The following is a 23128-nucleotide window of genomic DNA, read 5'->3' on the forward strand; positions in this document are numbered from 1 at the left end:
TCAGAAAAACCTTTAACTTCCACTTTCAAGATCATAGATTTTATCAAACTTGGTCGACTGATTTTAAACAAAAGCCAATCTATTGAGGAATTTCACATATGCCAATCGTCACCAATTTAGGCGTTTTCGATGATATCAAAGCGCAGGCTTTGGCCAAAGAAAAGCAAGGTGGCTTTTTTGTCGAACTGAAAGACCAAGTTTTGGTGTACATCCCAGGAAAAGACCGGCTGGTCGTCAGTTTTGACAACCATGCATCAATCAGTGAAGACCAAACAGAAACAAGATTGCCTTGGGCCTATGGGTTGATCGCAAAGCGAGGGTGGGGCTGTCTTGGCGTCATGAACAAACGCAACGGGTTTTACCAACAACCCGACCTGCACGCAGCACTCGAGATGTTGCGCGACGAGGGCTTTTTCAAAAGCTACCCTGCCGTGTCACTCTACGGTGCCTCATCAGGCGGGTTTGGTGCTTGCGTCTTTGCGGGGTTGGCCCCGAATGCAACAGTGGTCGCAACAGCACCGCAATCGTCATTGGCACAACGCTTGGCCCCGTTTGAAACACGCTATCGATATGCACGCCGCATTGAGCTGTGGAATGATCGTGAAGCCCCTTATCAAGACGCAGCCATTGGCTTGGCCACAGCTGCCAAGGCCTATCTATTTTACGATCCATATGAATCAATCGATGCCCAGCATTTCGCACGCTTGCGCGGCCCCAACACTGTCGAATTACGCTGTCCGCACTTTACACATAAAATCCCCCCCGTCATGCGCCGTTTGGGCTTGCTCAAAGCCATATTTGAACCCGCGCTAGAGGGCACATTGACCCCAAAAGAGTTTTACAAAGCCATTCGCGCCCGTAAATCGGTCCCCATGTATCAACTGAAACTTTTGCAAGACGCGATGGACCGCGGGCATTTTGACTTAGCCGAACGCACCGCATTAAGTTTGCTTGCCGAACAGAAAAACTGGAAAATTCGGAAGTCATTGCAGCGAATCCGCCAAGCACGCAAAGAAATTCAAGGATAGATTCGGATCATTTGCAACTTTGTGATCACAGCATTCGAGCGCGTGATCACAAAATGCTCAAAAAACCGCTTATCACTCTTCTATCAGGAAAAAACTGTTCCTTAACCCATATAGTGTGTGTCATGTCTTGAGAGAATAAAACTTAGGATGGGACACGTTCATGAATATTCATGAGTATCAGGCGAAAGCATTGCTTCGCACATACGGCGCACCAGTTTCTGATGGTCGGGCTGTTTTGAATGCAGCAGACGCAAAAGCAGCCGCTGGCGAACTTGACGGACCACTTTGGGTCGTCAAAGCACAAATCCACGCAGGTGGACGCGGCAAAGGTAAATTCGTTGAAGCGGAAGCTGGCGAAAAAGGCGGCGTGCGTTTGGCGTTCTCCGTTGAAGAAGCTGCAGAGCAAGCTCAAAAGATGCTGGGTCAGACTTTGGTCACACACCAAACAGGCCCTGTTGGCAAACAAGTCAACCGCATCTACATCGAAGATGGCTCAGACATCGAAAAAGAGCTCTACTTGGCTTTGCTCGTTGATCGCCAAACCTCTCGCGTGTCTTTCGTGTGCTCCACTGAGGGCGGCATGGATATCGAAGAAGTTGCAGCCAACACACCTGAAAAAATCTTGTCATTCTCAGTAGACCCAGCGTCTGGTTACCAAGCGTTCCACGGCCGCCGCGTCGCATTCGCTTTGGGCTTAGAGGGCGCACAAGTTAAACAGTGTGTGAAATTGATGGGCAACCTCTACCGTGCTTTCACCGAGAAAGACATGGAGATGCTCGAAATCAACCCACTCATCGTTCTCGAGAAATCACTTGATCTTAAAGTGCTCGACGCGAAAGTGTCCTTCGACGGCAACGCAATGTACCGTCACCCAGACGTGGCTGAATTGCGTGACGAAACCGAAGAAGATCCAAAAGAACTTGCTGCGTCCAAGCACGACCTCAACTACATCGCTCTCGACGGCGAAATCGGTTGCATGGTGAACGGTGCTGGCCTTGCGATGGCCACTATGGACATCATCAAGTTGTACGGCGCAGAGCCTGCGAACTTCCTTGATGTTGGTGGCGGTGCGACGAAAGAGAAAGTGACTGAAGCTTTCAAAATCATCACTTCTGATCCAAACGTCAAAGGCATCCTTGTAAACATCTTCGGCGGCATCATGCGCTGTGATGTGATCGCAGAAGGCGTGATCGCGGCTGTGAAAGAAGTTGGCTTGCAAGTGCCTCTCGTTGTGCGCCTTGAGGGCACAAACGTTGAGCTTGGCAAAGACATCATCAAAAACTCCGGTTTGAACGTGATTGCTGCTGACGACCTGAAAGACGGCGCGCAGAAAATCGTTAAAGCGGTGAAAGGATAATACCATGGCCATTCTCGTAGACGAAAACACCAAAGTGATCTGTCAGGGCCTCACAGGCTCACAAGGCACATTCCACTCAGAGCAAGCGATTGCATACGGCACCAAAATGGTTGGCGGCGTAACACCAGGCAAAGGCGGCATGACCCACCTTGATTTGCCAGTGTTCAACTCTGTCCACGAAGCACGCCACGTGACAGAAGCAAATGCTTCCGTGATCTACGTGCCTCCACCCTTTGCTGCCGATTCAATTCTTGAGGCGATCGATGCCGAAATGGAATTGATCATCTGTATCACTGAGGGCATCCCTGTTTTGGACATGATGAAAGTGAAGCGCGCTTTGGAAGGCTCCAAATCCCGTCTCATCGGACCAAACTGCCCTGGTGTTATCACACCTGACGCATGTAAAATCGGCATCATGCCAGGCCACATCCACAACCGTGGTTCCGTTGGCGTTGTGTCCCGTTCCGGCACATTGACATACGAAGCTGTGAAGCAGACATCTGATCTGGGCCTTGGCCAATCCACAGCTGTAGGCATCGGTGGCGACCCCATCAAAGGGTCCGAGCACATCGACATCCTCGACATGTTCTTGGACGATGACGAAACACAAAGCATCATCATGATCGGCGAAATCGGTGGCTCCGCAGAAGAAGAAGCCGCAGAGTTCCTTGCTGAGCAGCGCAAAAAAGGCCGTTGGAAACCAACAGCTGGCTTTATCGCTGGCCGCACAGCCCCTCCCGGCCGTCGCATGGGTCACGCTGGCGCGATTGTTGCAGGTGGTAAAGGTGATGCGGAAAGCAAAATCGAAGCCATGAAATCTGCTGGTATCGTTGTGGCAGATAGCCCTGCGACACTCGGTGAAGCTGTTATGGCAGCGATCAAAGCCTAATTTCTGGCCTTGCTCTAAAAAATCGCCTGCGCCTTTGACTTTAAGGGCGCAGGCTCAGCTTTATAAAACGATGCGCATGTCTATATGTGTATCATACGACACAGAAACCAAACCGCACAGACACCCAAACCAAGGTCATTCTCATGTCAGACCAAAGCGACAACGACATCTTCCACGCGTCTTCCTTTATGCAAGGCCACAATGCGGAATACCTCGAACAGATGTATGCCCGCTACGCCACCGACCCGTCTTCTGTTGACGCGGCTTGGGGAGAGTTTTTCCAAAGCTTGGGCGATGCGCCTGCGGATGCACAGGCCGAAGCAGCTGGTCCCTCGTGGGGCCGCGCCGATTGGCCACCTGTGCCAAACGATGATTTGACCGCAGCCATGGATGGTCAATGGGCGCCAGAACCAGCAGCGGCAGAGAAAAAAATTAAAGCCAAAGCCGTTGAAAAAGGCGTTGAGGTCTCTGACGAGCAAGTCAAACGTGCTGTGCTGGATTCAATCCGCGCGTTGATGATTATCCGCGCCTACCGTATTCGCGGCCATTTGGTGGCCGATCTTGACCCACTCAAGATGAAAGCCGACACACCACATCCCGAACTTGATCCAAAATCTTACGGCTTCACCGACGCAGACATGGATCGCCCGATTTTCATCGATAACGTGTTGGGTCTGCAAATGGCGTCCATGCGTCAGATCATCGACATTGTGAAGCGCACTTACTGTGGCACCTTCGCGATGCAATACATGCATATTTCTGACCCCGAACAAGCGGGTTGGCTGAAAGAGCGGATCGAAGGCTACGGCAAAGAAATTCAGTTCACCCGTGAAGGCCGCAAAGCCATTCTGAACAAGCTGGTCGAAGCTGAAGGCTTCGAGAAATTCCTGCACGTCAAATACATGGGCACCAAACGGTTTGGCCTTGATGGTGGCGAAAGCTTGATCCCCGCGATGGAGCAAATCATCAAACGTGGTGGCAACTTGGGCGTTAAAGAGATCATCATTGGCATGCCACACCGTGGACGCCTGTCTGTTTTGTCCAACGTGATGTCCAAACCTTACCGTGCGATTTTCCACGAATTCCAAGGCGGCTCGTTCAAACCCGAAGACGTCGACGGCTCAGGCGATGTGAAATACCACCTCGGCGCATCCTCGGATCGTGAATTTGACGGCAACTCAGTGCACTTGTCGCTGACTGCAAACCCATCCCACCTAGAAGCAGTGAACCCTGTTGTGCTTGGTAAAGTGCGCGCGAAAACAGATCAAAACAATGATTCTGAGCGCACATCAGTGATCCCAATCCTGTTGCACGGCGATGCGGCTTTTGCAGGCCAAGGTGTTGTCGCGGAATGTTTCGGCCTATCAGGTCTGCGCGGGCACAAAACCGGCGGCACGATCCACATCGTTGTGAACAACCAAATCGGTTTCACCACTGCGCCGCATTTCTCACGCTCCAGCCCCTACCCAACAGACAATGCCTTGGTCGTTGAAGCGCCAATATTCCACGTGAACGGCGACGATCCCGAAGCTGTCGTACACGCAGCAAAAGTGGCCACCGAGTTCCGTCAAAAATTCCACAAAGACGTCGTCATCGACATCTTCTGCTACCGCCGCTTTGGTCACAACGAAGGCGACGAGCCGATGTTCACCAACCCAGCGATGTACACAACGATCAAGCAGCACAAGACCACCTTGCAGCTTTACACTGAACGCTTGGTGAAAGACGGCCTCATCCCTGAGGGCGAGATTGAAGACATGAAAGCCGCCTTCCAAGCGCATCTGAATGATGAATTTGAAGCTGGCAAAAACTTCAAACCAAACCGCGCTGACTGGTTGGACGGACGTTGGTCACACATCAACAAAGAAGGCGATGAATATCAGCGTGGGCAAACCTCCATTTCTGCACAGACTATGCAAGAAGTGGGCAAGGCTTTATCGACCCAACCTGATCATGTGACGATCCACAAAACAGTGACACGTCAGTTGGATGCCAAAGCCAAAATGTTCGAAGACGGCAAAGGCTTTGACTGGGCAACTGGCGAAGCTTTGGCGTTCGGATCGCTTTTGACCGAAGGCTATCCTGTGCGTCTTGCTGGCCAAGACTCCACACGCGGCACATTTTCACACCGCCACTCTGCCTTGATCGACCAAAAAACAGAAGATCGCTACTACCCACTCAACAACATCCGTGAGGGTCAGTCACAATATGAAGTCATCGACTCCATGTTGTCTGAATACGCGGTGCTTGGGTTCGAATATGGCTATTCATTGGCCGAGCCAAACTCATTGGTCATGTGGGAAGCCCAGTTCGGCGACTTCGCCAACGGCGCGCAGATCATGTTTGACCAATTCATTTCGTCAGGTGAAAGCAAATGGTTGCGCATGTCTGGCCTCGTTATGATGCTGCCACACGGCTATGAAGGCCAAGGGCCAGAACACTCCTCTGCCCGTCTCGAACGCTTCTTGCAAATGTGCGGTCAAGACAACTGGATCGTGGCCAATTGTACGACACCAGCGAACTACTTCCACATCCTGCGTCGCCAAATCCACCGCTCTTTCCGCAAACCACTGGTTTTGATGACACCTAAATCGCTGTTGCGCCACAAGCTCGCAACTTCTGTTGCCGCTGATTTCACCGATGGGTCATCTTTCCACCGAGTTCTATGGGATGACGCGGATGCAGGCCACCGGACAGGTAAATCCGACATCACGCTTAAAGATGACGACAAAATCAAACGCGTCGTGATTTGTTCAGGCAAAGTCTACTACGACCTTCTTGAAGCACGCGATGCCGCTGGCAAAGACGACACTTACATCTTGCGCCTTGAGCAATTCTATCCCTTCCCAGCCCTGTCGTTGGTCAAGGAACTCGAACGCTTCAAAGGTGCTGAAGTCATTTGGTGTCAAGAAGAACCCAAGAATCAGGGTGGTTGGACATTCGTTGAGCCGAACATCGAATGGGTTCTCACCCGCATCAAAGCCAAACATACCCGTCCGGTTTACGCCGGTCGTAACGCCTCCGCGTCACCAGCCACTGGTCTCGCATCCCAACACAAAGCACAACAACTGGCGCTCGTGAACGATGCGCTGAATATCAAAGGGTAATCCAATGTCTGTTGAAGTCCGCGTCCCAACCCTAGGCGAAAGCGTCACCGAGGCCACTGTCGCAACTTGGTTCAAAAAACCAGGCGACGCCGTTGCTGTCGATGAAATGCTTTGCGAACTAGAAACCGATAAAGTCACCGTCGAAGTGCCTTCCCCTGCGGCAGGCACACTCGGCGAAATCGTAGCCGCTGAGGGCGAAACAGTTGGCGTTGATGCCTTGCTTGCCACTTTGAACGAAGGCGCAGGCGCGGCCCCCGCCCCTGCAGCTGAAAAACCTGCTGAGGCCGCAGCTGCCGCTGGCGGGTCATCCGTTGACGTGATGGTGCCAACACTCGGCGAATCTGTCACTGAGGCCACCGTGGCCACTTGGTTCAAAGCTGTCGGTGACACCGTCGCACAAGACGAAATGCTGTGTGAACTTGAAACTGACAAGGTCTCTGTCGAAGTGCCTTCGCCTGCCGCTGGTGTTTTGACAGAAATCGTAGCTGCCGAAGGTGCCACCGTTGACGCCACTGCAAAACTTGCTGTGATTTCTTCTGGTGCTGGCGCTGCTGTTGCGGCTCCTGCTGCTTCAGCCGCACCTGCTGCAACCACAGGAAAAGACATCGAGAACGCACCATCTGCCAACAAACTGATGGCTGAAAACGGTGTGAACCCTGCGTCTGTGTCAGGCACAGGCAAAGATGGCCGCATCATGAAAGACGATGTGCTTAAAGCCATGGCAGCACCAAAAGCGGCCCCTGCACCTGCCGCCGCGCCGCGTGCACCATCAGCTCCTGCGGATGCAGCGCGTGAAGAACGCGTGAAAATGACCAAACTGCGCCAAACAATTGCGCGCCGTTTAAAAGAGTCACAAAACACCGCTGCGATGCTCACCACCTACAACGAAGTCGACATGACCGAAGTGATGGCGCTACGCAACGAGTACAAAGACTTGTTCCTCAAAAAGCACGGCGTGAAACTGGGCTTCATGTCCTTCTTCACCAAAGCCTGTATCCACGCTTTGAACGAAGTGCCAGAAGTGAACGCCGAAATCGATGGCACAGACATCGTTTACAAAAACTATGTCAATATGGGCATCGCGGCAGGCACGCCAACAGGCCTCGTTGTGCCTGTGATCCGTGACGCCGATCAAATGTCTTTTGCAGGTATTGAGAAAGCGATCGCTGAAAAAGGCGCGCGCGCGCGTGACGGCAAACTGTCCATGGCAGAAATGCAAGGCGGCACCTTCACCATCTCCAACGGTGGTGTCTATGGCTCCTTGATGTCTTCACCGATCCTCAACCCTCCACAGTCCGGCATCCTCGGCATGCACAAAATCCAAGACCGCCCCATGGCGATCAAAGGCCAAGTTGTGATCCGTCCGATGATGTACCTCGCCCTGTCCTACGATCACCGCATCGTTGACGGCAAAGGCGCCGTGACCTTCCTTGTGCGTGTGAAAGAAGCGCTGGAAGATCCACGCCGCTTGTTGATGGATCTGTAAAAAAATCATGGCCGTTGCAGAGCAATCATCACGGCTTGTTTCAACTCTCCCTAGCGCTCTTGTGGCGTTAGGGAATGCCAGCATCATAGCAATACCCGGCTTTGCAACTCACGAGAAACACTGGGTCAACCGTGTTAATTTTGATCAAATGGATACCGTAGCGCAAATTTCGCTAAGCTTAGCTATCATGTTCAGCTTGTATGTCTTTGGACTGGGGCTCGTATTTTTTAGCGATTTGTTGCGGCAAAGGTTCGATAAAAACCATCACAAAAGATTCAAGTATATGATGGAAGTGGCAACTGACCGATTGCACCAAGAGTGGAAAGACAAAGAAATTCAAGCAAAGGTTTTGTCCGGATTTGTTATGAGCTTTACCATCAGCTCTCTTCTTAACTTTAGCTTCGTATTTGTGGGATCTGAAAACGTATATGTCCTGCTCTCATGGAAAATATTTTTCGCCCTCTTTCTCTCACTAGGAACGGTTACCGCTGCTTGGAAAATTGCAAAACTTCAATTCCATGAGATCGACAGTCTCATAGGACTAGACACTAAACACACTCATCAAGACTAGGAATAAGACCATGGCAAATTATGACGTCATCATCATCGGTGCAGGCCCTGGCGGCTATGTTTCTGCAATTCGCTGTGCACAGCTCGGTCTGAAAACGGCTGTGGTTGAAGGCCGCGACACGCTTGGTGGCACTTGCCTGAATGTGGGATGTATCCCCTCGAAAGCGCTGCTCAACGCGACGCATCATCTGCACGAAGCGGAGCACAACTTTGCTAAAATGGGCCTCAAAGGCAAATCGCCATCCGTCGACTGGAACCAGATGAAAGCCTATAAAGACGACGTAGTTGGTCAAAACACGGGCGGCATCGAATTTTTGTTTAAAAAGAACAAAGTGGACTGGATCAAAGGCTGGGCCTCTATTCCTGCGGCTGGCCAAGTGAAAGTCGGCGACGACGTGCATGAAGCTAAAAACATTGTTGTCGCCACAGGCTCAGTTCCATCCTCATTGCCTGGCATCACTGTAGACAACGACGCGGGCGTCGTGGTGGACAGCACAGGTGCGCTTGACTTGCCAAAAGTGCCTAAGAAAATGACAGTGATCGGCGCGGGCGTTATCGGGCTTGAGCTTGGCTCAGTTTACGCACGTCTTGGCACCGAAGTGACCGTTGTGGAATACATGGACGCGATCACCCCTGGCATGGACGCAGACGTTCAGCGCACGTTTAAGAAATTGCTTGAAAAGCAGGGCCTGAAATTCATCATGGGTGCGGCTGTTCAAGGCGTTGACGCGAATAAAACCAAAGCCAAGGTGTCTTACAAACTCAAGAAAGACGAGTCAGAACACGTGCTTGAAGCAGATGTCGTCCTTGTCGCCACAGGTCGCAAAGCCTTTACAGATGGTCTTGGCTTGGCGGAAGCTGGGGTTGAATTCACAGAGCGCGGGCAGGTGAAAACCGATGCGCATTGGGCCACAAATGTCGCGGGCATCTATGCTATCGGTGACGCTATCGTCGGGCCGATGTTGGCACACAAAGCCGAAGACGAAGGCATGGCTGTGGCAGAAGTTCTTGCGGGCAAACATGGCCACGTCAACTACGACGTCATTCCCGGCGTGATCTACACATCGCCAGAGGTCGCAACAGTCGGCAAAACCGAAGCGGCGCTTAAAGCCGAAGGTCGTAAGATCAAAGTGGGCAAGTTTTCATTCATGGGCAACGCCCGTGCGAAAGCTGTGTTCCAAGGCGATGGTTTCGTGAAACTTATCGCAGACGCAGACACTGACCGCTTGCTGGGTGCAGCCATCATCGGACCATCGGCTGGCGACATGATCCATGAGATTTGCGTTGCGATGGAATACGGTGGATCGGCACAGGATGTTGCGATGACATGCCACGCGCACCCAACCTATTCCGAAGCCGTGCGCGAAGCCGCACTGGCCTTGGGCGATGGCGCGATCCACGCGTAAAATCGACTTATGACAATATGAAAAGGCGCCCAAGCGGCGCCTTTTTCGCGTTTAGATCTGTGTTCTATTTGCTCATCTCTGAGATTTCTTGCAATCGCGCGGCATGCTCTTTGCGCAGTTCTTTGCGTAATTCCGCAGCATGCCAACGACGACGGTCCAGTTCTGTCATCGGTTGGAACTGAGGGGCCGCAACCGGTTTTCCATCTTCATTCACCGCAATCATCGTAAAGTAACAACTGTTGGTGTGACGCACTTTACGGGTGCGAATGTTTTCGGCCTCGACCCGCATACCTATTTCCATCGATGAATGTCCCACATGGTTTACGGAGGCACGAAAATGCACCAACTCACCCACATGAATAGGTTCTTTGAACACCACCTGATCCACAGACAAAGTCACCGCATATTTGGCCGAAAAGCGTGAGGCGCATGAAAAGGCAACCAAATCGAGAATTTTCAACAAAGCCCCCCCATGGACCTTACCTGAAAAATTCGCCATTTCCGGCGTCATAAGTTCGGTCATTTCTAAAAAGCGTGCATTTTCCATTGGGATCTCATTTTATTTTTTAGGATAGTCGTTGAACGAAGACACTCACGTCAGACAGCGAGCAATCGCAATCCTTGCGTCACGTCAGATCGCAAGGCCAGTCGCAGCCCAGGTTCATCACCTGCGCGTAAGGCGGCGACGATAAGACGGTGATTATGGGGCACTTCAGTGCGATTAAGCCGTGCATACATAGCACGCATCGTCGGCCCCAATTGCAACCAAACGGTTTCAGTCATGGCCAACATTGCAGGCGCTTGAGCACGCAGATAAAGCGTGCGATGGAATTCAAGATTGGTGCGGATATAGCCGACATCATCGTGCTTTGCAGCGCATTCAGCGATCGAGGCATTGATCGCCTGCAGCCGGTCAATCAACGCCAAGTGAGCCCGCGGCAAAGCCCGCGACGCCAATTCAGGTTCGATCAAGGCACGAATGGAGGCGAGTTCTTCAAGGCGTTCATTGGACAGCTCGGGTGTACTCACGCGACCCGACGATGACAAAGACAGCCCGCCATCGGCCACAAGGCGACGCACAGCTTCGCGCGCCGGCGTCATAGACACCCCAAAGGTTTTGCCAATCCCACGCAGGGTCATGGATTCTCCAGGGCGCACTTCCCCGTGCATAATTTGAGTGCGCAATGTCCGGTAGACGCGATCATGTGCCGACGATGCGGTTTCATTGGGTTTTGGAGCTTGAATCATCATTGGATCAATGTGATCACAAAATCCAGAAACGTCAATTCCCCTGCTCACCTTGTCAGATCAAAGTCCCAAAGCATGGCCAAATTGCCGCCTTTTAAGACTCTTACGTCTTAAACTGCCACGCATGCAAAACCTGTCCCTCAGTACGCAGCCAGTCACGGTGCGTCGCATAGTCGGGACAAACCCGTGCGACATGCGCCCAAAATCGGTCAGAGTGATTCATTTCCAAGCGATGCGCAACCTCGTGAGCGGCGACATAATCAAGCACAGCGATCGGCGCCATCACGAGTCGCCAAGAATACATAAGATTGCCGTCACTGGTACAAGACCCCCAACGCGATCGAGTGTCTCTAATGGTCAGACGCGCATAATCTGTGCCCAAGGCCTTGGCGTATTTGTCAGAGGCTGCACGCAGATAGGTTTTAGCCTGCAATTTTAAGAAGGCTTCGATCCGTGGACCAACCATATTGGGCGCACTTGGCACCAACAACCTGTCCCCCTCAAGGCGGGCTGCGCGTCCAGTTCCCGCGACCACAGACACGCCTTGACCAAGGAACGGCACTGTCGATCCAATCGAGACGACACGTCCCTCAGGCAGCTGTTCTAAATTGTCGCGAATCCAACTTTCTTTCTCACGCAAAAAAGCCATCGCCGCTCGTTCGCTGGCGCGCGGAGGCAAAGACAACGTCACACGCCCGTCCAAACGCGACACTCTTAATGACAGCCTGCGTGCACGCGCCGAACGCCGCAACACGACGGATACTGGGGGGTCGCCATCTAAGATTGCTTGATCCATTGTCGCGCGCCTGTCTGAGGGGCTAAGGGGTGTGCCAAGCCCTGATGTGGGCCTCCGCCCGAGAATACCCGCGCGCAAGCCAACAGACCACACCCAAAACACCTTGAAACCCGAAAAGCCTTTGACACGCCTCAATTCATGTGGCATGGCGCGTCATCTCCGAAATGGATCTACACGACGAAAGGGATTGTCATGCCCAATGAAGAATGGGGTGTTAAGCGCCTCTGCCCAACGAGCGGCAAAAGGTTTTACGACCTCAACAAAGACCCAATCGTTTCGCCATACACTGGCGAAGTGGTGACGTTTGACGCGAACAACAAATCGCGCGTTGAAGCAGCCGAGAAAAAAGCGCCTGTCGAAGACGAAGTCGATGAAGTGGACGAGCTGTTGGTCGTCGATGACGATGAAGACATCGATATCGATGATGATTTGCTAGAAGACGACGATGACGACAACGTTTCGCTTGATGAAATCGCTGACGTTGCCGCGGACGACGACGAGTAAAATCGCATCAAAGACGACTTTCTGCTTGATCTCCAAGCTGAGTCGCAATACCTAACGCGGCAGGGCGATATAGCCCGCCGCAGACCCGCCAGTTTGGCGCGGAATGCACTGGTTTCAGGGGCCTTAGCTCAGTTGGTAGAGCGCTTGCATGGCATGCAAGAGGTCAGGGGTTCGACTCCCCTAGGCTCCACCATCCCACCGTAAATCTCAACGACTTGCAAATATTATTGGGCAGCATTCAGTCAACGAGAATGCGATGCACGCGCGTGCCTGAAGCACAGACGATTAGCAATCCCAGCTGCCCACACCTTCCGTATGAAGCACGAGAACCTCTGTGATCTTTGCCTTCGCAGTCGGGGTCCTGCCCTTGTCTTGCACTCGCCCTAAGCCGCACTGTGGCAAAATGCATGACACCCTGATCCTTTGACGCCAAGTTATGTGCGCGACGACGCCTCTTTCCTGTCATAAATATTTCGCATCTTCGACACGCGATGTTCGCTTCCAAATGGAATTCATCCGCATGAATTTCATTTGGAGCCTATCATGAAAATCAAATCAATCCTTCTTGGCCTCGGTCTTGCAACTGTATCCACATTCTCTGCTGCGGCAGATACATTCAAACTTGCCGTCACGGATGTCGAAGGCATGGAGCGTCTCCTTGTAGAATGGGGACCATTCAAAGACGCGCTGGAAACAGCAACTGGCGATAGTTTTGAATTTTTTGCCGTACCATCGCGCACCGCTGCGGCAGAAGCCCTACGCGGCGAGACCGTTGATTTCGTTGTCACGGGGCCTGCAGAATATGTCGTGATCAATAAGCTGACGAAAGCGACGCCATTGATCGGTTTGGGTCGCCCTGATTATCACTGTGCAATCGTTGTGCGCGCCGACAGCGGCATCAATGTACCAGCCGACCTAAAAGATAAAAAAGTGGCCTTTGGCGACATCGGCTCCACGTCAAACATGTTGTGCCCGATGCAAGTGTTGGCCGATCACGGCGTTGATCCCGTCAATGATATCGACAAGATCCATACAGAACGCAACATCGCACATGAGGCCCTGAAAGCGGGCGACGTAGATGCCATCGGCACCAACGCGGGCAGCTGGTTGCAAGTGCGCAATAAAGAAACAGACCTGCCATACGGGTTCTTCAAAATGATTGCGCGCTCAGGGGATTTGCCCAACGACATGATCATGGTTGGCGCGCATGTTCCGACTGATAAAGCTGAAGCTGTGAAACGCGCTATCTTGGAAAACAAAGAAGCGGTTATCGCCGGTATCGTGGCCCATGAAGAGAACGAAAAATACTCTGGTATGGATTTGGTGGCCATCGATGACGCGGCCTATGATTACGTGCGCTCAATGTATTCCAACGCGGGATACCCACAATTCGATAGCTTCATCGGTGAGTGATCCAATGACACTACAGCCAGACGCCAAACGGCGCTCTGACACGGCCGGGGTGCATCGCACTCCGGTTTCGCCTGTGCCTTTGGGCCATGATGTCACCGTTCAGGGCCTCAAGAAATCATTCGGTGCAACACCTATTTTTCAAGACATCAGCTTTCGCTTGGCCACGGGCGAATCCATGGCGCTTGTGGGGGCCAATGGGACCGGAAAATCAACCTTATTGCGGTGCATTGTGGGATTGATCCCAGTGAGTGGCGGTACGGTTGAAGTGTTGGGGCAACATGTGAACGAAGCCACGCCGCGCGACATGCGCAGGTTGCGGGCACAAACGGGATTGGTGGCGCAAAAGCACAATTTGGTGCCGCGCCTTTCGGTTTTAACCAATGTTATCCATGGCTTTCTTGGCCATCATTCTGGGCCGCGCTATTGGTCGCAATCCTTTGCGCCAGCTGCCGCGCGCCATGCCGCACTTGCCGCATTGGACAAGGTGGGTTTGGCACATTTGGCAGATCGCCGTGCGGACCGGTTGTCCGGCGGACAATCTCAACGGGTGGCCATCGCCCGCGCCTTGGTTGCGAAACCGAAACTCTTGATTGCGGATGAACCCTGCGCCTCGCTTGACCCGTCTGCGGGCGAAGAGGTGATGGATTTGTTTTTTCGCTTGATGCGCGAAGACGGCGTAACAGTGATTTTTACATCGCATCATATGGAACACGCTTTGAGTTATGGCGACCGCGTGCTCGGCTTGGCCGCTGGCAAAGTGCGATTGGATGCGACAGCCCAATCATTGAGCGTCAAAGACCTAAGGGGGCTTTATGACTGATACATCTTTGCCGCAGCGACTAGAGCGCCCTACGGCCTTATCCTTTTTGATCTATGCTGCCGTCATCATCGTGATGCTCTGGTCTTTTCAAGGCGCCGGATTTTCCGCGGATAAGGTCCTAAGCTCTCCGCCTCGGTTTGGCGATTTCGTGTCACGGGCTTTTCCGCCCAACGTGGAGCCCAAAGTTCTATTGCGCCTGTTTTGGAAAATGGTTGAAACCCTTCAGATTGCTTTTGCTGGCGCGATAATTGGCATTGCTTTATCCGTGCCCATCGCACTCTTAGCCGCGCGCGGTCTGATTGCAGGGCAACTGATCAACACCAGCGTACGCAATATATTAGGGTTCATTCGTTCGGTACCAGATTTAGCTTGGGCCTTGGTGTTTGTCGTCGCTGTGGGGCTTGGTCCATTTGCTGGCACATTGGCCATCGCCATTGATACCATCGGCTTTTGCGGCAGATTTTTCGCGGACGACATGGAGGCCATAGACAAAGGTCCGTCCGAGGCGCTGACAGCCACGGGGGCGACCCGCATGGACATCGCAGCCTGCGCCACTGTGCCTGCATCCATGCCCGCATTCGTGTCAACAGCACTTTATGCGCTTGAAAAAGCGGTGCGATCATCGACAGTGCTGGGACTTGTGGGCGCTGGCGGTATTGGTATTGAGCTCAAGGTCGGGTTCGATCTTTTTGATTATCCAACAGCGATGACTGTGATCTTGATGATCGCAGTTGTGGTGCTGGGAATCGAAGCCTTTAGCACTTGGGCGCGCAAAAAAATTATAGGAGAGCAGCGATGATCCCCCTCCCGACCGCCGCCATGACACCACATCTAAGCTTGGAGACACTGAAATGACCTATACGTTTGTGGGCGCAAAAGTATTTTTGCCTGACGGTATCGTTGAAACCACTGTGACTGTTTCGAACGGGACGATTGTCGAAATCGGCGGGGCTGAAGTTGGCGAGATTATCGACGCCAAAGGGCAATATCTTGCACCTGCACTTATCGATGTGCATGGCGATGCTTTCGAGCGCCAATTGATGCCACGCCCTGATGTGTTTTTCCCAACGCAAACAGCGCTGCTCGACACAGATCGCCAACTGGCCTCCAACGGGATCGCCACGGCCTATCACGCCATCACTTTGGGGTGGGAACCGGGATTGCGCGATGTGCAGCGCGGGCGTGAATTGATGCAGGCAATGATTGATCTGGCGCCACGTTTGACTGTGGAAAACCGTGTGCAACTGCGCTGGGAAACCTTCGCGTTTGAAGCGCTGGACACCATCGAATGGGCGCTGCAATCGACATTGAAGCCATCTATCGCTTTCAATGACCACACATCAATGACGATGCGCGCCTATGATGTTGCCATTCAAGACCGCACATTCGAATTGTCACCCGATTTCTCAATCGCCGCTCTTGATGATGCGCGCATGATTAAACGCACGGCCTCTAAAGCGCGGCGCGCGGGGCTGAGCGACGAGGCCTATATCGCGCTTTTGAGCAAGGTTTGGGACCGTCGTCCCGATGTGGAAAACGCAGTGCGCAAGGTTGCTGAACTTGGCCGTAACGCGGGCGTGCCGATGCTCAGCCACGACGACACCCGCAGCGAGACCCGCAGCTATTTTCGCGATTTAGGCGCGAAGGTCGCAGAGTTTCCGATGGTTATGGAAGCCGTGCAAGCGGCGCGCGACAACGGCGATTTAATCGTCTTCGGCTCTCCCAACGCGGCACGCGGAGGCAGCCACATCGGATCGCTTGGCGCAGGCGACATGGTCGAAGCGGGCCTGTGTGATGTCTTGGCCTCGGACTATTTCTATCCCGCAATGCTTGCGGCCGTCGCCCGCCTCGATATGGAACGCCGCGCGGATCGCAGCACGCTTTGGTCGCTTGTGTCCAGTGGACCAGCGCGTGCCATGAACCTGACGGACAGAGGCGATATTGAGATCGGCAAACGGGCTGATTTGGTCTTGGTGGATTGGCCAGACGGGCAAGCGCCAGCCATTTTGGGCACTTGGGTTGCAGGGCGCTGCGCGTATCGCGGGCAACCTGCCGCATGCTAAAGCACCTAGGCCCTTACATACCGGCCATCGGATTGGGCGTCACCCAGATCATGGGTTACGGAACTTTGATGTATGCCTATGCGGTCTTATTGCCGCATATGGCGGACGATTTGTCTTTGACGCTTTCGACTGTGTTCGGCGTTTTATCACTAGGCTTGTTTTTCGGCGGCTTGGCGTCACCTGTTGCGGGGATGTTGGTGGATAGATTTGGTGGGCGGTATGTCATGACTTTCGGTTCAATCGTAGCCGCAATCGCATTGGCATCGCTATCTCTTGTCGAAGGTGTCATAGGGTTGTTTTTAGCGATCCTCTTGGTCGAGGGCGCGGGTCGGTTTATTTTGTACAACGTAGCATTTGCCAGCGTGGCACGCTTAGACAATCCTGTCCCCGCGAAAAAATCAATCTCGATCATCACGCTGTTTGGCGGTGTGGCGTCGACTATTTTCTGGCCGCTGACCTTGGCGCTTTACAACGGATTGGGCTGGCAAAACACATGGGTGGTGATGGGCGTGGCCTTGGGCGTTGTCTGCGTCCCGATCCATTTTTGGGCCTTGCGCGGCCCGCAAAAAGATCATGACGCGCCTCAAAGTCGCAACGATACGGATTGGCCAGAATTGGCAGAACAAGACCGAATGCGTGGCATGCTATGGATGGTGCTGTCTTTTGTGTTTACCGGTTACATCATGGGCGCAATAATGAGCCTTTGGGTGGTCAACGTTCAAGATTTGGGTCACAGCGCAGGAATAGCAGCTTTGGCAGGGGCGGTGATTGGCCCATTTAAAACCGTTGGCCGTGGGTTTGAGATGCTGGTCAGCCGAAATATGTATCCTCTGTTCACGTATTTTTTAAGCCTTGCCTTGATGCTATCGGGTTTTGCTGTCTTGCTAATTTTGGGCTTCACCCTACCCGGTGTCATCATCGCAGCCGCGCTTTACGGCATGGGCGACGGGATCAAGACAATCGCAGGCGGCACACTGCCGCTGGCGCTGTTTGGCGCTAAAGGGTACGGTGCACGGCTGGGTTGGATTTCTTTCGTCCAATTGGGCGTGAACGCCTCTGCGCCCTTCGTCTTTGCATGGATCACGCAAGTCTATGGCGGCTGGTATTCCTTTGCCGCTATGACGCTGTGCCTTTTGGCCGGTCTGTTCACATATTTTTTTATTCCCGACCCAAGGAGACACTCCAATGCCCCCGCTTAAGATCGGCGCATGTCTGCGCCACAATGAAATTTTGGAACATCGCGATTGGCTTTTTGATGCCGCCCGAGACATCGAATTGCAAGACTTTATGAGTCATGCTGCGCTGACACAGGACAGGCAAGATTTGATTACGGCTGCGAAATCGGCTTTGCAAGGCCACGATGGTCGTGTGGGTATTCATGGGCCCTTTGAAGGACTTGATATCGACAACAAAGACGCCGAATTACGCCCATTGATCACAGCGCGATTTTTGAAAGCACTTGAGGCCGCGGCCGCCATAGGCGCACGCCAAATGGTGCTGCATTCGCCCTATACGCTTTGGTATCAAAACAATCTCCACAACGCGCAAGACTACTGCGCCAGCAAACTGGGCCGCGTCCATGACGTGCTTGGCCCTGTTGTAAAACAAGCTGAAATCGAGGGCATCACTTTGGTGATCGAGAACATCCAAGACGTCGACCCAGCCACACGGCGCGCCATGGTCGACAGCTTTGGCAGCGATGCTATCGCGCTGTCCATCGACACCGGTCACGCGCATCTGGCCCGCAAAATGTCCGGTGCGCCGCCCGTTGATTACTTTGTGCGCGATGCAGGGCATCAGTTGCAGCATGTGCATTTGCAAGACCTTGATGGATATGCAGATCGCCACTGGGCGCCAGGGGATGGCGAAATTGAATGGCCTGCCGTCTTTCGTGCGCTATCGATATGTCAAAGCGCGCCGCATCTGGTGTTAGAGCTGCGTAACAAGGCCGATATCCCCAAAGGGTTTCAGTATCTCAAAGGCTTGGGATTGGCCTGCTAGCAGATCACGCGCTTTGCCATGCAAGCCGAACTAGGCGCATGGCAAAGCGGCCTGCTATGGACGATATTTTTCAATGAACGCATCTATAGTTAAAGCGCGTATATCAGGTAACGCCGCTTTGTATTGCGCACGAGGCCAATCCCAAACTGCGATCTCTTGTAAGGCGTCGGACTGAGCCTGCGAAAACCGCCGCTTGATCAGGCGCGCGGGCACGCCGCCAACAATCGTATAGGGGGCGACATCACGCGACACGACGGCGCCTGCGCCAATGACAGCCCCGTTGCCGATGGTCACCCCTGCGGTCACAGTCACCCCGTGGCCTATCCAAACATCATGACCGATGGTGACCCAGTGATCTTTGCGCCACTCGAAAAACTCATGGTCGTCTTCGCCCAGATCGTAAGCCTCGGCGCGATAAACGGAATGGTGCTGCATCGCGCGCCATGTCGGATGATTACCCGGATTGATCCGTGCTGCATTTGCGATGGAACAGAACTTACCGATGGTGGTCCAAACCACATGACCGTTTTGAGTGATGTACGAATAATCGTCCATCTGAGAGGATTTCATCACCGTGCCTTTGCCCACCTCAGTCCAAGCGCCAAGCTCGCAGTCAGCCACTTGGGCTTCGGGGTGAATGGTTGGGGCCTCGCCTAGTTTTGGTTTCGATCCAGCGCCGCTCATATTAGGCCCTCCGATGTTTGGGAAAATTTAATCTCATGCGCACGGCTTATACGCCCGACAACAGTCATTTCGCGCCGTCCCACGTGCCGATGATACGTTGGCGGATCAAGCCGGACAGATAGTCGATGACATAGACCATGGCGATGATCAAAAAGATGATCGACCATGCTTCATCCCACCTATAAGCGCTGATGCGGTCTGACAAAATAAACCCGATGCCACCTGCCCCAACGATGCCCAAAATCGTGCCCGAGCGCACGTTGGATTCAAAGTTGTACAACAAGATCGACAAGATGACGGGGTTGACCTGCGGCGCAATGCCAAAACGGATTTGTTGCAGACGTGATCCACCCGAAGACTTCACGCCTTCCACAGGCTTGTCAGAGGTATTTTCGGTCGCCTCCGAGAACATTTTCGCGAAGGTGCCGATCTCGCTGACTGCAATTGCCAAAATACCTGCCAATGGCCCAAGCCCAAAAGCGCGGATGAAAATTAACGCAAGGATCAAAGTTTCAAACGCACGGATAACATCAAAGCCGCGCCGTGCAGTTTGGCGCAGAAAGGTAAAACGGTTGATGTTTTTTGCGCCCAAAAATGACAAAGGATAACCGATGATCGCGCCCAAAAGCGTGCCCATGAAGGCAATCGACAGCGTCTCGCCCAGACCCTTTAAAATTTCCGAGACCTCGAACCAATTGTCCCAGATATGCGGTGGGAACATAAAGCCCAAGACAGTGCCCAAACGGCCCAACCCCGTCCAGATCCGAGCAGGGCTAAAATCAAAAGCCCACAGGCAATAGCAGAACAATCCAATAAAGCCGACCCAAAGTGCGGCGCGGCGCAACCGCACAGGCATTGGCGCTTTAAACGCCAGCGGTACGCGCACTTTGGCGACATTGATGTCGTCGATGTTCAGGCTCATGACTGTGCCTCCATTCCAATCACGCGGTGGCGTAGTTTTTCTGATCCGTAATCGATGATGACAACGGTGACGAAAATGATGACGAAAAGCGCGGACAAATCTGCATATTCTTGAAACGACATCGCCGTGCGGAACTCTTGCCCCAGCCCCCCTGCGCCGACGTAACCGATGATCGAACTAGAGCGCACGTTGATTTCAAACCGCAGCAAAGTGTAGCTGACAATATTGGGCAAGACCTGTGGCACCGCGCCAAAACGAATTTGATCGAACCATGTTCCCCCAGAGGCTTTGACACCTTCAAGAGGACGCATATCTATGTTTTCATTCACTTCGGAATACAACTTGCCCAGCGCGCCCGTGGCATGAAGTCCGATGGCTAGAACGCCCGCCAAGGGGCCAACCGAGAAACAGAAGACGAAAATCAAAGCCCAAACAAGTTCAGGCACAGTGCGCGCGATCTCCAAATAACGCCGCGCTGCCCAAAGCACCCATTTGTTTGGAGACAAGTTTCTAGCGGCAGGAAAAGACAAAATAAAGCCGCCGATGACACCAAAGACAGTGCCCATAAAGGCAATCAATAGGGTCTCAAGCAACAACCGTCCCCAAATTTGCCAACGCCAAAACCATTCAGCAAAATCGCTGCCCAAACTGTTCCAGCGTAGGGTCGGAATGGTCAGTGAAATATATTCCCCAAGGCGCGGGATGCCCGCCGGAATAATCCACCGCCATTCGCGTGACCCATCTGGCAGACTGACTTGGGTGTATTTGAAAAAGTCACCCATCCAACTTGTCAAAGCAAAGAGCCCCAAAAACAAGACACTGCCGATGATCCAAGCACGCTTTGAGCGCTGACGTTTGGAAGCGAAGTCTTGTTCAAAGGCGTGAAACCTATCAGTTGGCACAGGTCTTTGGGAAGGAATTTCGGCCGTCAGGGTCATAGTGCGATGCCTTCAAAAAACGAAAAGGAGGGCACGGCAGCCCTCCTTTTATGTGATCAAACTCAGTTTGCTTTGCGGCGCTCGTCTTTGATCCATTCGCGCATCTCAACGATCCACTGATAGCGCTCTTGATCAACTTCGATCCATGCTTTCTGTGTGGAATCTTCGCCACCAGACATTTCTTTGAACGCCACAGGATCTTTCTCAGGAAGTTCCATCATTGCAGAGGTCATCGCGTCCATAAGAGCTTCTGGCAGATGGGAACGTGCCGTCAATGGACCCGATGTGATTTCAGGAGACCGCCAGATTTCGCAAGTCTCGCCGTCTTTAATCATTCCCTTGGTCACCATCTTCTGTACGACGCCGCTGATTTCATTGGTTGTGTAGGTGGCTGCCGCATCAAAGGTTCCGTTGACAACGGCTTGAACACCCGCCTCATGTGAGCCTGAAAATGGGATCGCTGAGAAGTATGTTTTCGGGTCAACTTCTTTGGACAAGTTGAAATATGGCACAGCGTAGCCAGATGTGGAATCTGGATCAGCAAAGGCCAAAACTTTGCCCTCAAGCGAGGCCAAGTCGTTCAATTCGCTGTCACACCGTGTGACGATAACAGAGTAGTAGCCTGTAGAACCGTCATTTTGCAGACGTGCCACCAATGGCGTCACACCGCCGTTGGTGGCTGTGTAAGCGGCTGCATAAGCGGAGGACCCCAAGAACGCAAATTCGATTTGGTCGGCGGCCATGGCTTGGATCACGCCATCATAGTTGCCAGCCGTAAAGATTTCGACTTCAACGCCAAGCTCTTTTTCAAGATACTGTTCAAACGGCGTGTAGCGCGCGATGCGATCTTTTTCGTTTTCACCGGACAAGATACCGAATTTGATCACTTGGTAGTCATCTTTCCAACCTTCGGCCAAGGCTGGAACTGCGATGAGAGCGGCGAGTGCTGTGGCTGTAATAAAACGCATGTGGATATCCCCTTGTGAGCGTTTGAATAATTAAGCAGGCATGGGTGTTCGGATCGCGGTCGACGTGATGTCGGCGTTGAAGTCTTTCAGGCCTTCAAGACCATAGATGTCGCGCACAACATCATCGGTGAGTTGCGCAGCAACCCCATCGAAAAACACGCGTCCTTGGCGCATCGCGATGATACGGTCGCAGTAAGCGCGCGCCGTATCGAGCGTGTGCAAATTAACCAAAACGGTGATGCCATCCTCGCGGTTGATCCTTCGCAAACTTTCCATCACCAACGAGGCATTGGCCGGGTCAAGCGAAGCGATTGGTTCATCCGCCAACATGATTTTCGGTTTTTGGACCAAGGCTTTGGCAATCGCGACACGTTGCTGTTGCCCGCCTGAAAGCGTGCCTGCGCGCTGCAAGGCTTGGGGCACCAAATCCAGACGATCTAAAGCCTGAATCGCCATGGCACGTTCTTCGTCGGTGAACCGCATCGCCATCGATGATAAAAACCCGTGCTCTGCCAAACAGCCAATCAACACATTGGTCAGAACATCCAAACGGTCGACCAGATTGAACTGTTGAAAGATCATCGCGCAATCGCGTCGCCATTGACGCAGTGCCTTACCTTTCAGCGATGTAACATCAAGCTCTCCAAAAGAAATCGACCCCGAAGTGGGATCGATAAGACGATTGATCAAGCGTAACATTGTGGACTTGCCAGCACCGGAGCGGCCAATGACACCCACAAACTGGCCCGGCTCAATCGACAGGTTCGCGCGATCCACCGCATGGGTATCACCGAATTGACGCGAGACTTGGCTCAAGGTCAGGATCGAACTCATTGTGCGGCACTCCCAAAAAAATTCATTCGAACGTTTCTAGAGCGTGATACCCAAGGAAAATGACCCTGAATCTACATTTGCATGACAAGTTTCC

At 52.9% G+C, this 23128-nt stretch carries 22 protein-coding genes and 1 tRNA gene; 15 read left to right on the plus strand and 8 right to left on the minus strand.

From position 1 onward, the window contains the following. The first annotated feature begins 98 nt into the window (after positions 1-98). From KO503_RS16645 to lpdA, 7 genes are all read left to right on the plus strand, one after another. Positions 99-1028, plus strand: a complete 930-nt coding sequence (locus KO503_RS16645) for a hypothetical protein (RefSeq protein ID WP_215992682.1) — start codon at positions 99-101, stop codon at positions 1026-1028. 160 nt (positions 1029-1188) lie between these two features. Further along, positions 1189-2385 (plus strand): ADP-forming succinate--CoA ligase subunit beta, encoded by a 1197-nt coding sequence (sucC, locus tag KO503_RS16650; protein WP_215945232.1) that lies wholly within the window; start codon positions 1189-1191, stop codon positions 2383-2385. A 4-nt stretch (positions 2386-2389) separates the two neighbouring features. Further along, positions 2390-3274, plus strand: a complete 885-nt coding sequence (sucD, locus tag KO503_RS16655; protein ID WP_215992683.1) for a succinate--CoA ligase subunit alpha — start codon at positions 2390-2392, stop codon at positions 3272-3274. A 143-nt stretch (positions 3275-3417) separates the two neighbouring features. Continuing rightward, positions 3418-6381, plus strand: a complete 2964-nt coding sequence (locus KO503_RS16660) for a 2-oxoglutarate dehydrogenase E1 component (RefSeq protein WP_215992684.1) — start codon at positions 3418-3420, stop codon at positions 6379-6381. Positions 6382-6385: 4 nt separating this feature from the next. Next, entirely contained in the window at positions 6386-7867 is a 1482-nt protein-coding gene (gene odhB / locus KO503_RS16665) for a 2-oxoglutarate dehydrogenase complex dihydrolipoyllysine-residue succinyltransferase (protein ID WP_215992685.1), read from the plus strand. Between the two features lie 7 nt (positions 7868-7874). After that, positions 7875-8438 carry a hypothetical protein gene (locus KO503_RS16670; RefSeq protein WP_215992686.1) on the plus strand — a complete coding sequence of 188 codons (564 nt, stop codon included), beginning with the start codon at positions 7875-7877 and terminating at the stop codon, positions 8436-8438. 10 nt (positions 8439-8448) lie between these two features. Beyond that, positions 8449-9843: a dihydrolipoyl dehydrogenase gene (lpdA, locus tag KO503_RS16675; protein WP_215992687.1), complete on the plus strand. Its 1395-nt coding sequence runs from the start codon at positions 8449-8451 to the stop codon at positions 9841-9843. Between the two features lie 64 nt (positions 9844-9907). Here the strand turns inward: lpdA and KO503_RS16680 are convergent, their stop codons facing one another. The 3 genes from KO503_RS16680 to KO503_RS16690 form a co-directional block, all read right to left on the minus strand. Further along, positions 9908-10390 (minus strand): acyl-CoA thioesterase, encoded by a 483-nt coding sequence (locus KO503_RS16680; protein ID WP_252731148.1) that lies wholly within the window; start codon positions 10388-10390, stop codon positions 9908-9910. Between the two features lie 50 nt (positions 10391-10440). Continuing rightward, entirely contained in the window at positions 10441-11094 is a 654-nt protein-coding gene (locus KO503_RS16685; protein WP_436836517.1) for a GntR family transcriptional regulator, read from the minus strand. 100 nt (positions 11095-11194) lie between these two features. Continuing rightward, the gene (locus KO503_RS16690) at positions 11195-11887 is read right to left on the minus strand and encodes a M48 family metallopeptidase (protein WP_215992689.1); all 693 of its coding nucleotides are present in this window, start codon (positions 11885-11887) and stop codon (positions 11195-11197) included. A gap of 192 nt (positions 11888-12079) precedes the next feature. Here KO503_RS16690 and KO503_RS16695 point away from each other — a divergent pair, with 192 nt between their 5' ends. The 8 genes from KO503_RS16695 (at position 12080) to KO503_RS16730 (ending at position 18688) form a co-directional block, all read left to right on the plus strand. Beyond that, a complete protein-coding gene (locus KO503_RS16695; RefSeq protein WP_215992690.1) occupies positions 12080-12391 on the plus strand; it encodes a TIGR02300 family protein in 312 nt (103 codons plus the stop codon). A 117-nt stretch (positions 12392-12508) separates the two neighbouring features. Continuing rightward, positions 12509-12584: transfer RNA gene (locus KO503_RS16700), tRNA-Ala, on the plus strand. Positions 12585-12934: 350 nt separating this feature from the next. Continuing rightward, complete coding sequence (locus KO503_RS16705) at positions 12935-13804, plus strand: PhnD/SsuA/transferrin family substrate-binding protein (RefSeq protein ID WP_252731149.1); 870 nt, start codon at positions 12935-12937, stop codon at positions 13802-13804. A 4-nt stretch (positions 13805-13808) separates the two neighbouring features. Then, entirely contained in the window at positions 13809-14624 is an 816-nt protein-coding gene (locus KO503_RS16710; protein WP_215992692.1) for a phosphonate ABC transporter ATP-binding protein, read from the plus strand. Beyond that, a complete protein-coding gene (gene phnE / locus KO503_RS16715; protein ID WP_215992693.1) occupies positions 14617-15423 on the plus strand; it encodes a phosphonate ABC transporter, permease protein PhnE in 807 nt (268 codons plus the stop codon). The genes KO503_RS16710 and phnE (KO503_RS16715) overlap by 8 nt, the downstream gene beginning before the upstream one ends. A 52-nt stretch (positions 15424-15475) precedes the next feature. After that, positions 15476-16687, plus strand: a complete 1212-nt coding sequence (locus KO503_RS16720) for an alpha-D-ribose 1-methylphosphonate 5-triphosphate diphosphatase (protein WP_215992694.1) — start codon at positions 15476-15478, stop codon at positions 16685-16687. Continuing rightward, positions 16681-17886 carry an MFS transporter gene (locus KO503_RS16725; RefSeq protein WP_215992695.1) on the plus strand — a complete coding sequence of 402 codons (1206 nt, stop codon included), beginning with the start codon at positions 16681-16683 and terminating at the stop codon, positions 17884-17886. Before KO503_RS16720 ends, KO503_RS16725 begins: the two co-directional genes overlap by 7 nt. Continuing rightward, entirely contained in the window at positions 17873-18688 is an 816-nt protein-coding gene (locus tag KO503_RS16730) for a sugar phosphate isomerase/epimerase family protein (protein ID WP_215992696.1), read from the plus strand. Before KO503_RS16725 ends, KO503_RS16730 begins: the two co-directional genes overlap by 14 nt. A 54-nt stretch (positions 18689-18742) precedes the next feature. Here the strand turns inward: KO503_RS16730 and KO503_RS16735 are convergent, their stop codons facing one another. The 5 genes from KO503_RS16735 to phnC all read right to left on the minus strand — a co-directional run bounded on the left by KO503_RS16735 (position 18743) and on the right by phnC (position 23034). Next, complete coding sequence (locus tag KO503_RS16735) at positions 18743-19372, minus strand: DapH/DapD/GlmU-related protein (protein WP_215992697.1); 630 nt, start codon at positions 19370-19372, stop codon at positions 18743-18745. Between the two features lie 64 nt (positions 19373-19436). Further along, positions 19437-20294 (minus strand): phosphonate ABC transporter, permease protein PhnE, encoded by an 858-nt coding sequence (phnE, locus tag KO503_RS16740; protein ID WP_215992698.1) that lies wholly within the window; start codon positions 20292-20294, stop codon positions 19437-19439. After that, positions 20291-21232, minus strand: a complete 942-nt coding sequence (phnE, locus tag KO503_RS16745) for a phosphonate ABC transporter, permease protein PhnE (protein ID WP_215992699.1) — start codon at positions 21230-21232, stop codon at positions 20291-20293. The genes phnE (KO503_RS16740) and phnE (KO503_RS16745) overlap by 4 nt, the downstream gene beginning before the upstream one ends. 62 nt (positions 21233-21294) lie before the next feature. After that, on the minus strand, positions 21295-22200 hold the full coding sequence (gene phnD, locus KO503_RS16750) for a phosphonate ABC transporter substrate-binding protein (protein ID WP_215992700.1): 906 nt from the start codon (positions 22198-22200) through the stop codon (positions 21295-21297). A 30-nt stretch (positions 22201-22230) separates the two neighbouring features. Then, on the minus strand, positions 22231-23034 hold the full coding sequence (gene phnC / locus KO503_RS16755) for a phosphonate ABC transporter ATP-binding protein (protein WP_215992701.1): 804 nt from the start codon (positions 23032-23034) through the stop codon (positions 22231-22233). Between the last annotated feature and the right edge of the window lie 94 nt (positions 23035-23128).

Origin of the sequence: Pacificibacter marinus (genome assembly GCF_018860505.1) — a bacterium.
In the GTDB taxonomy this organism is placed as follows: domain Bacteria; phylum Pseudomonadota; class Alphaproteobacteria; order Rhodobacterales; family Rhodobacteraceae; genus Celeribacter; species Celeribacter marinus_B.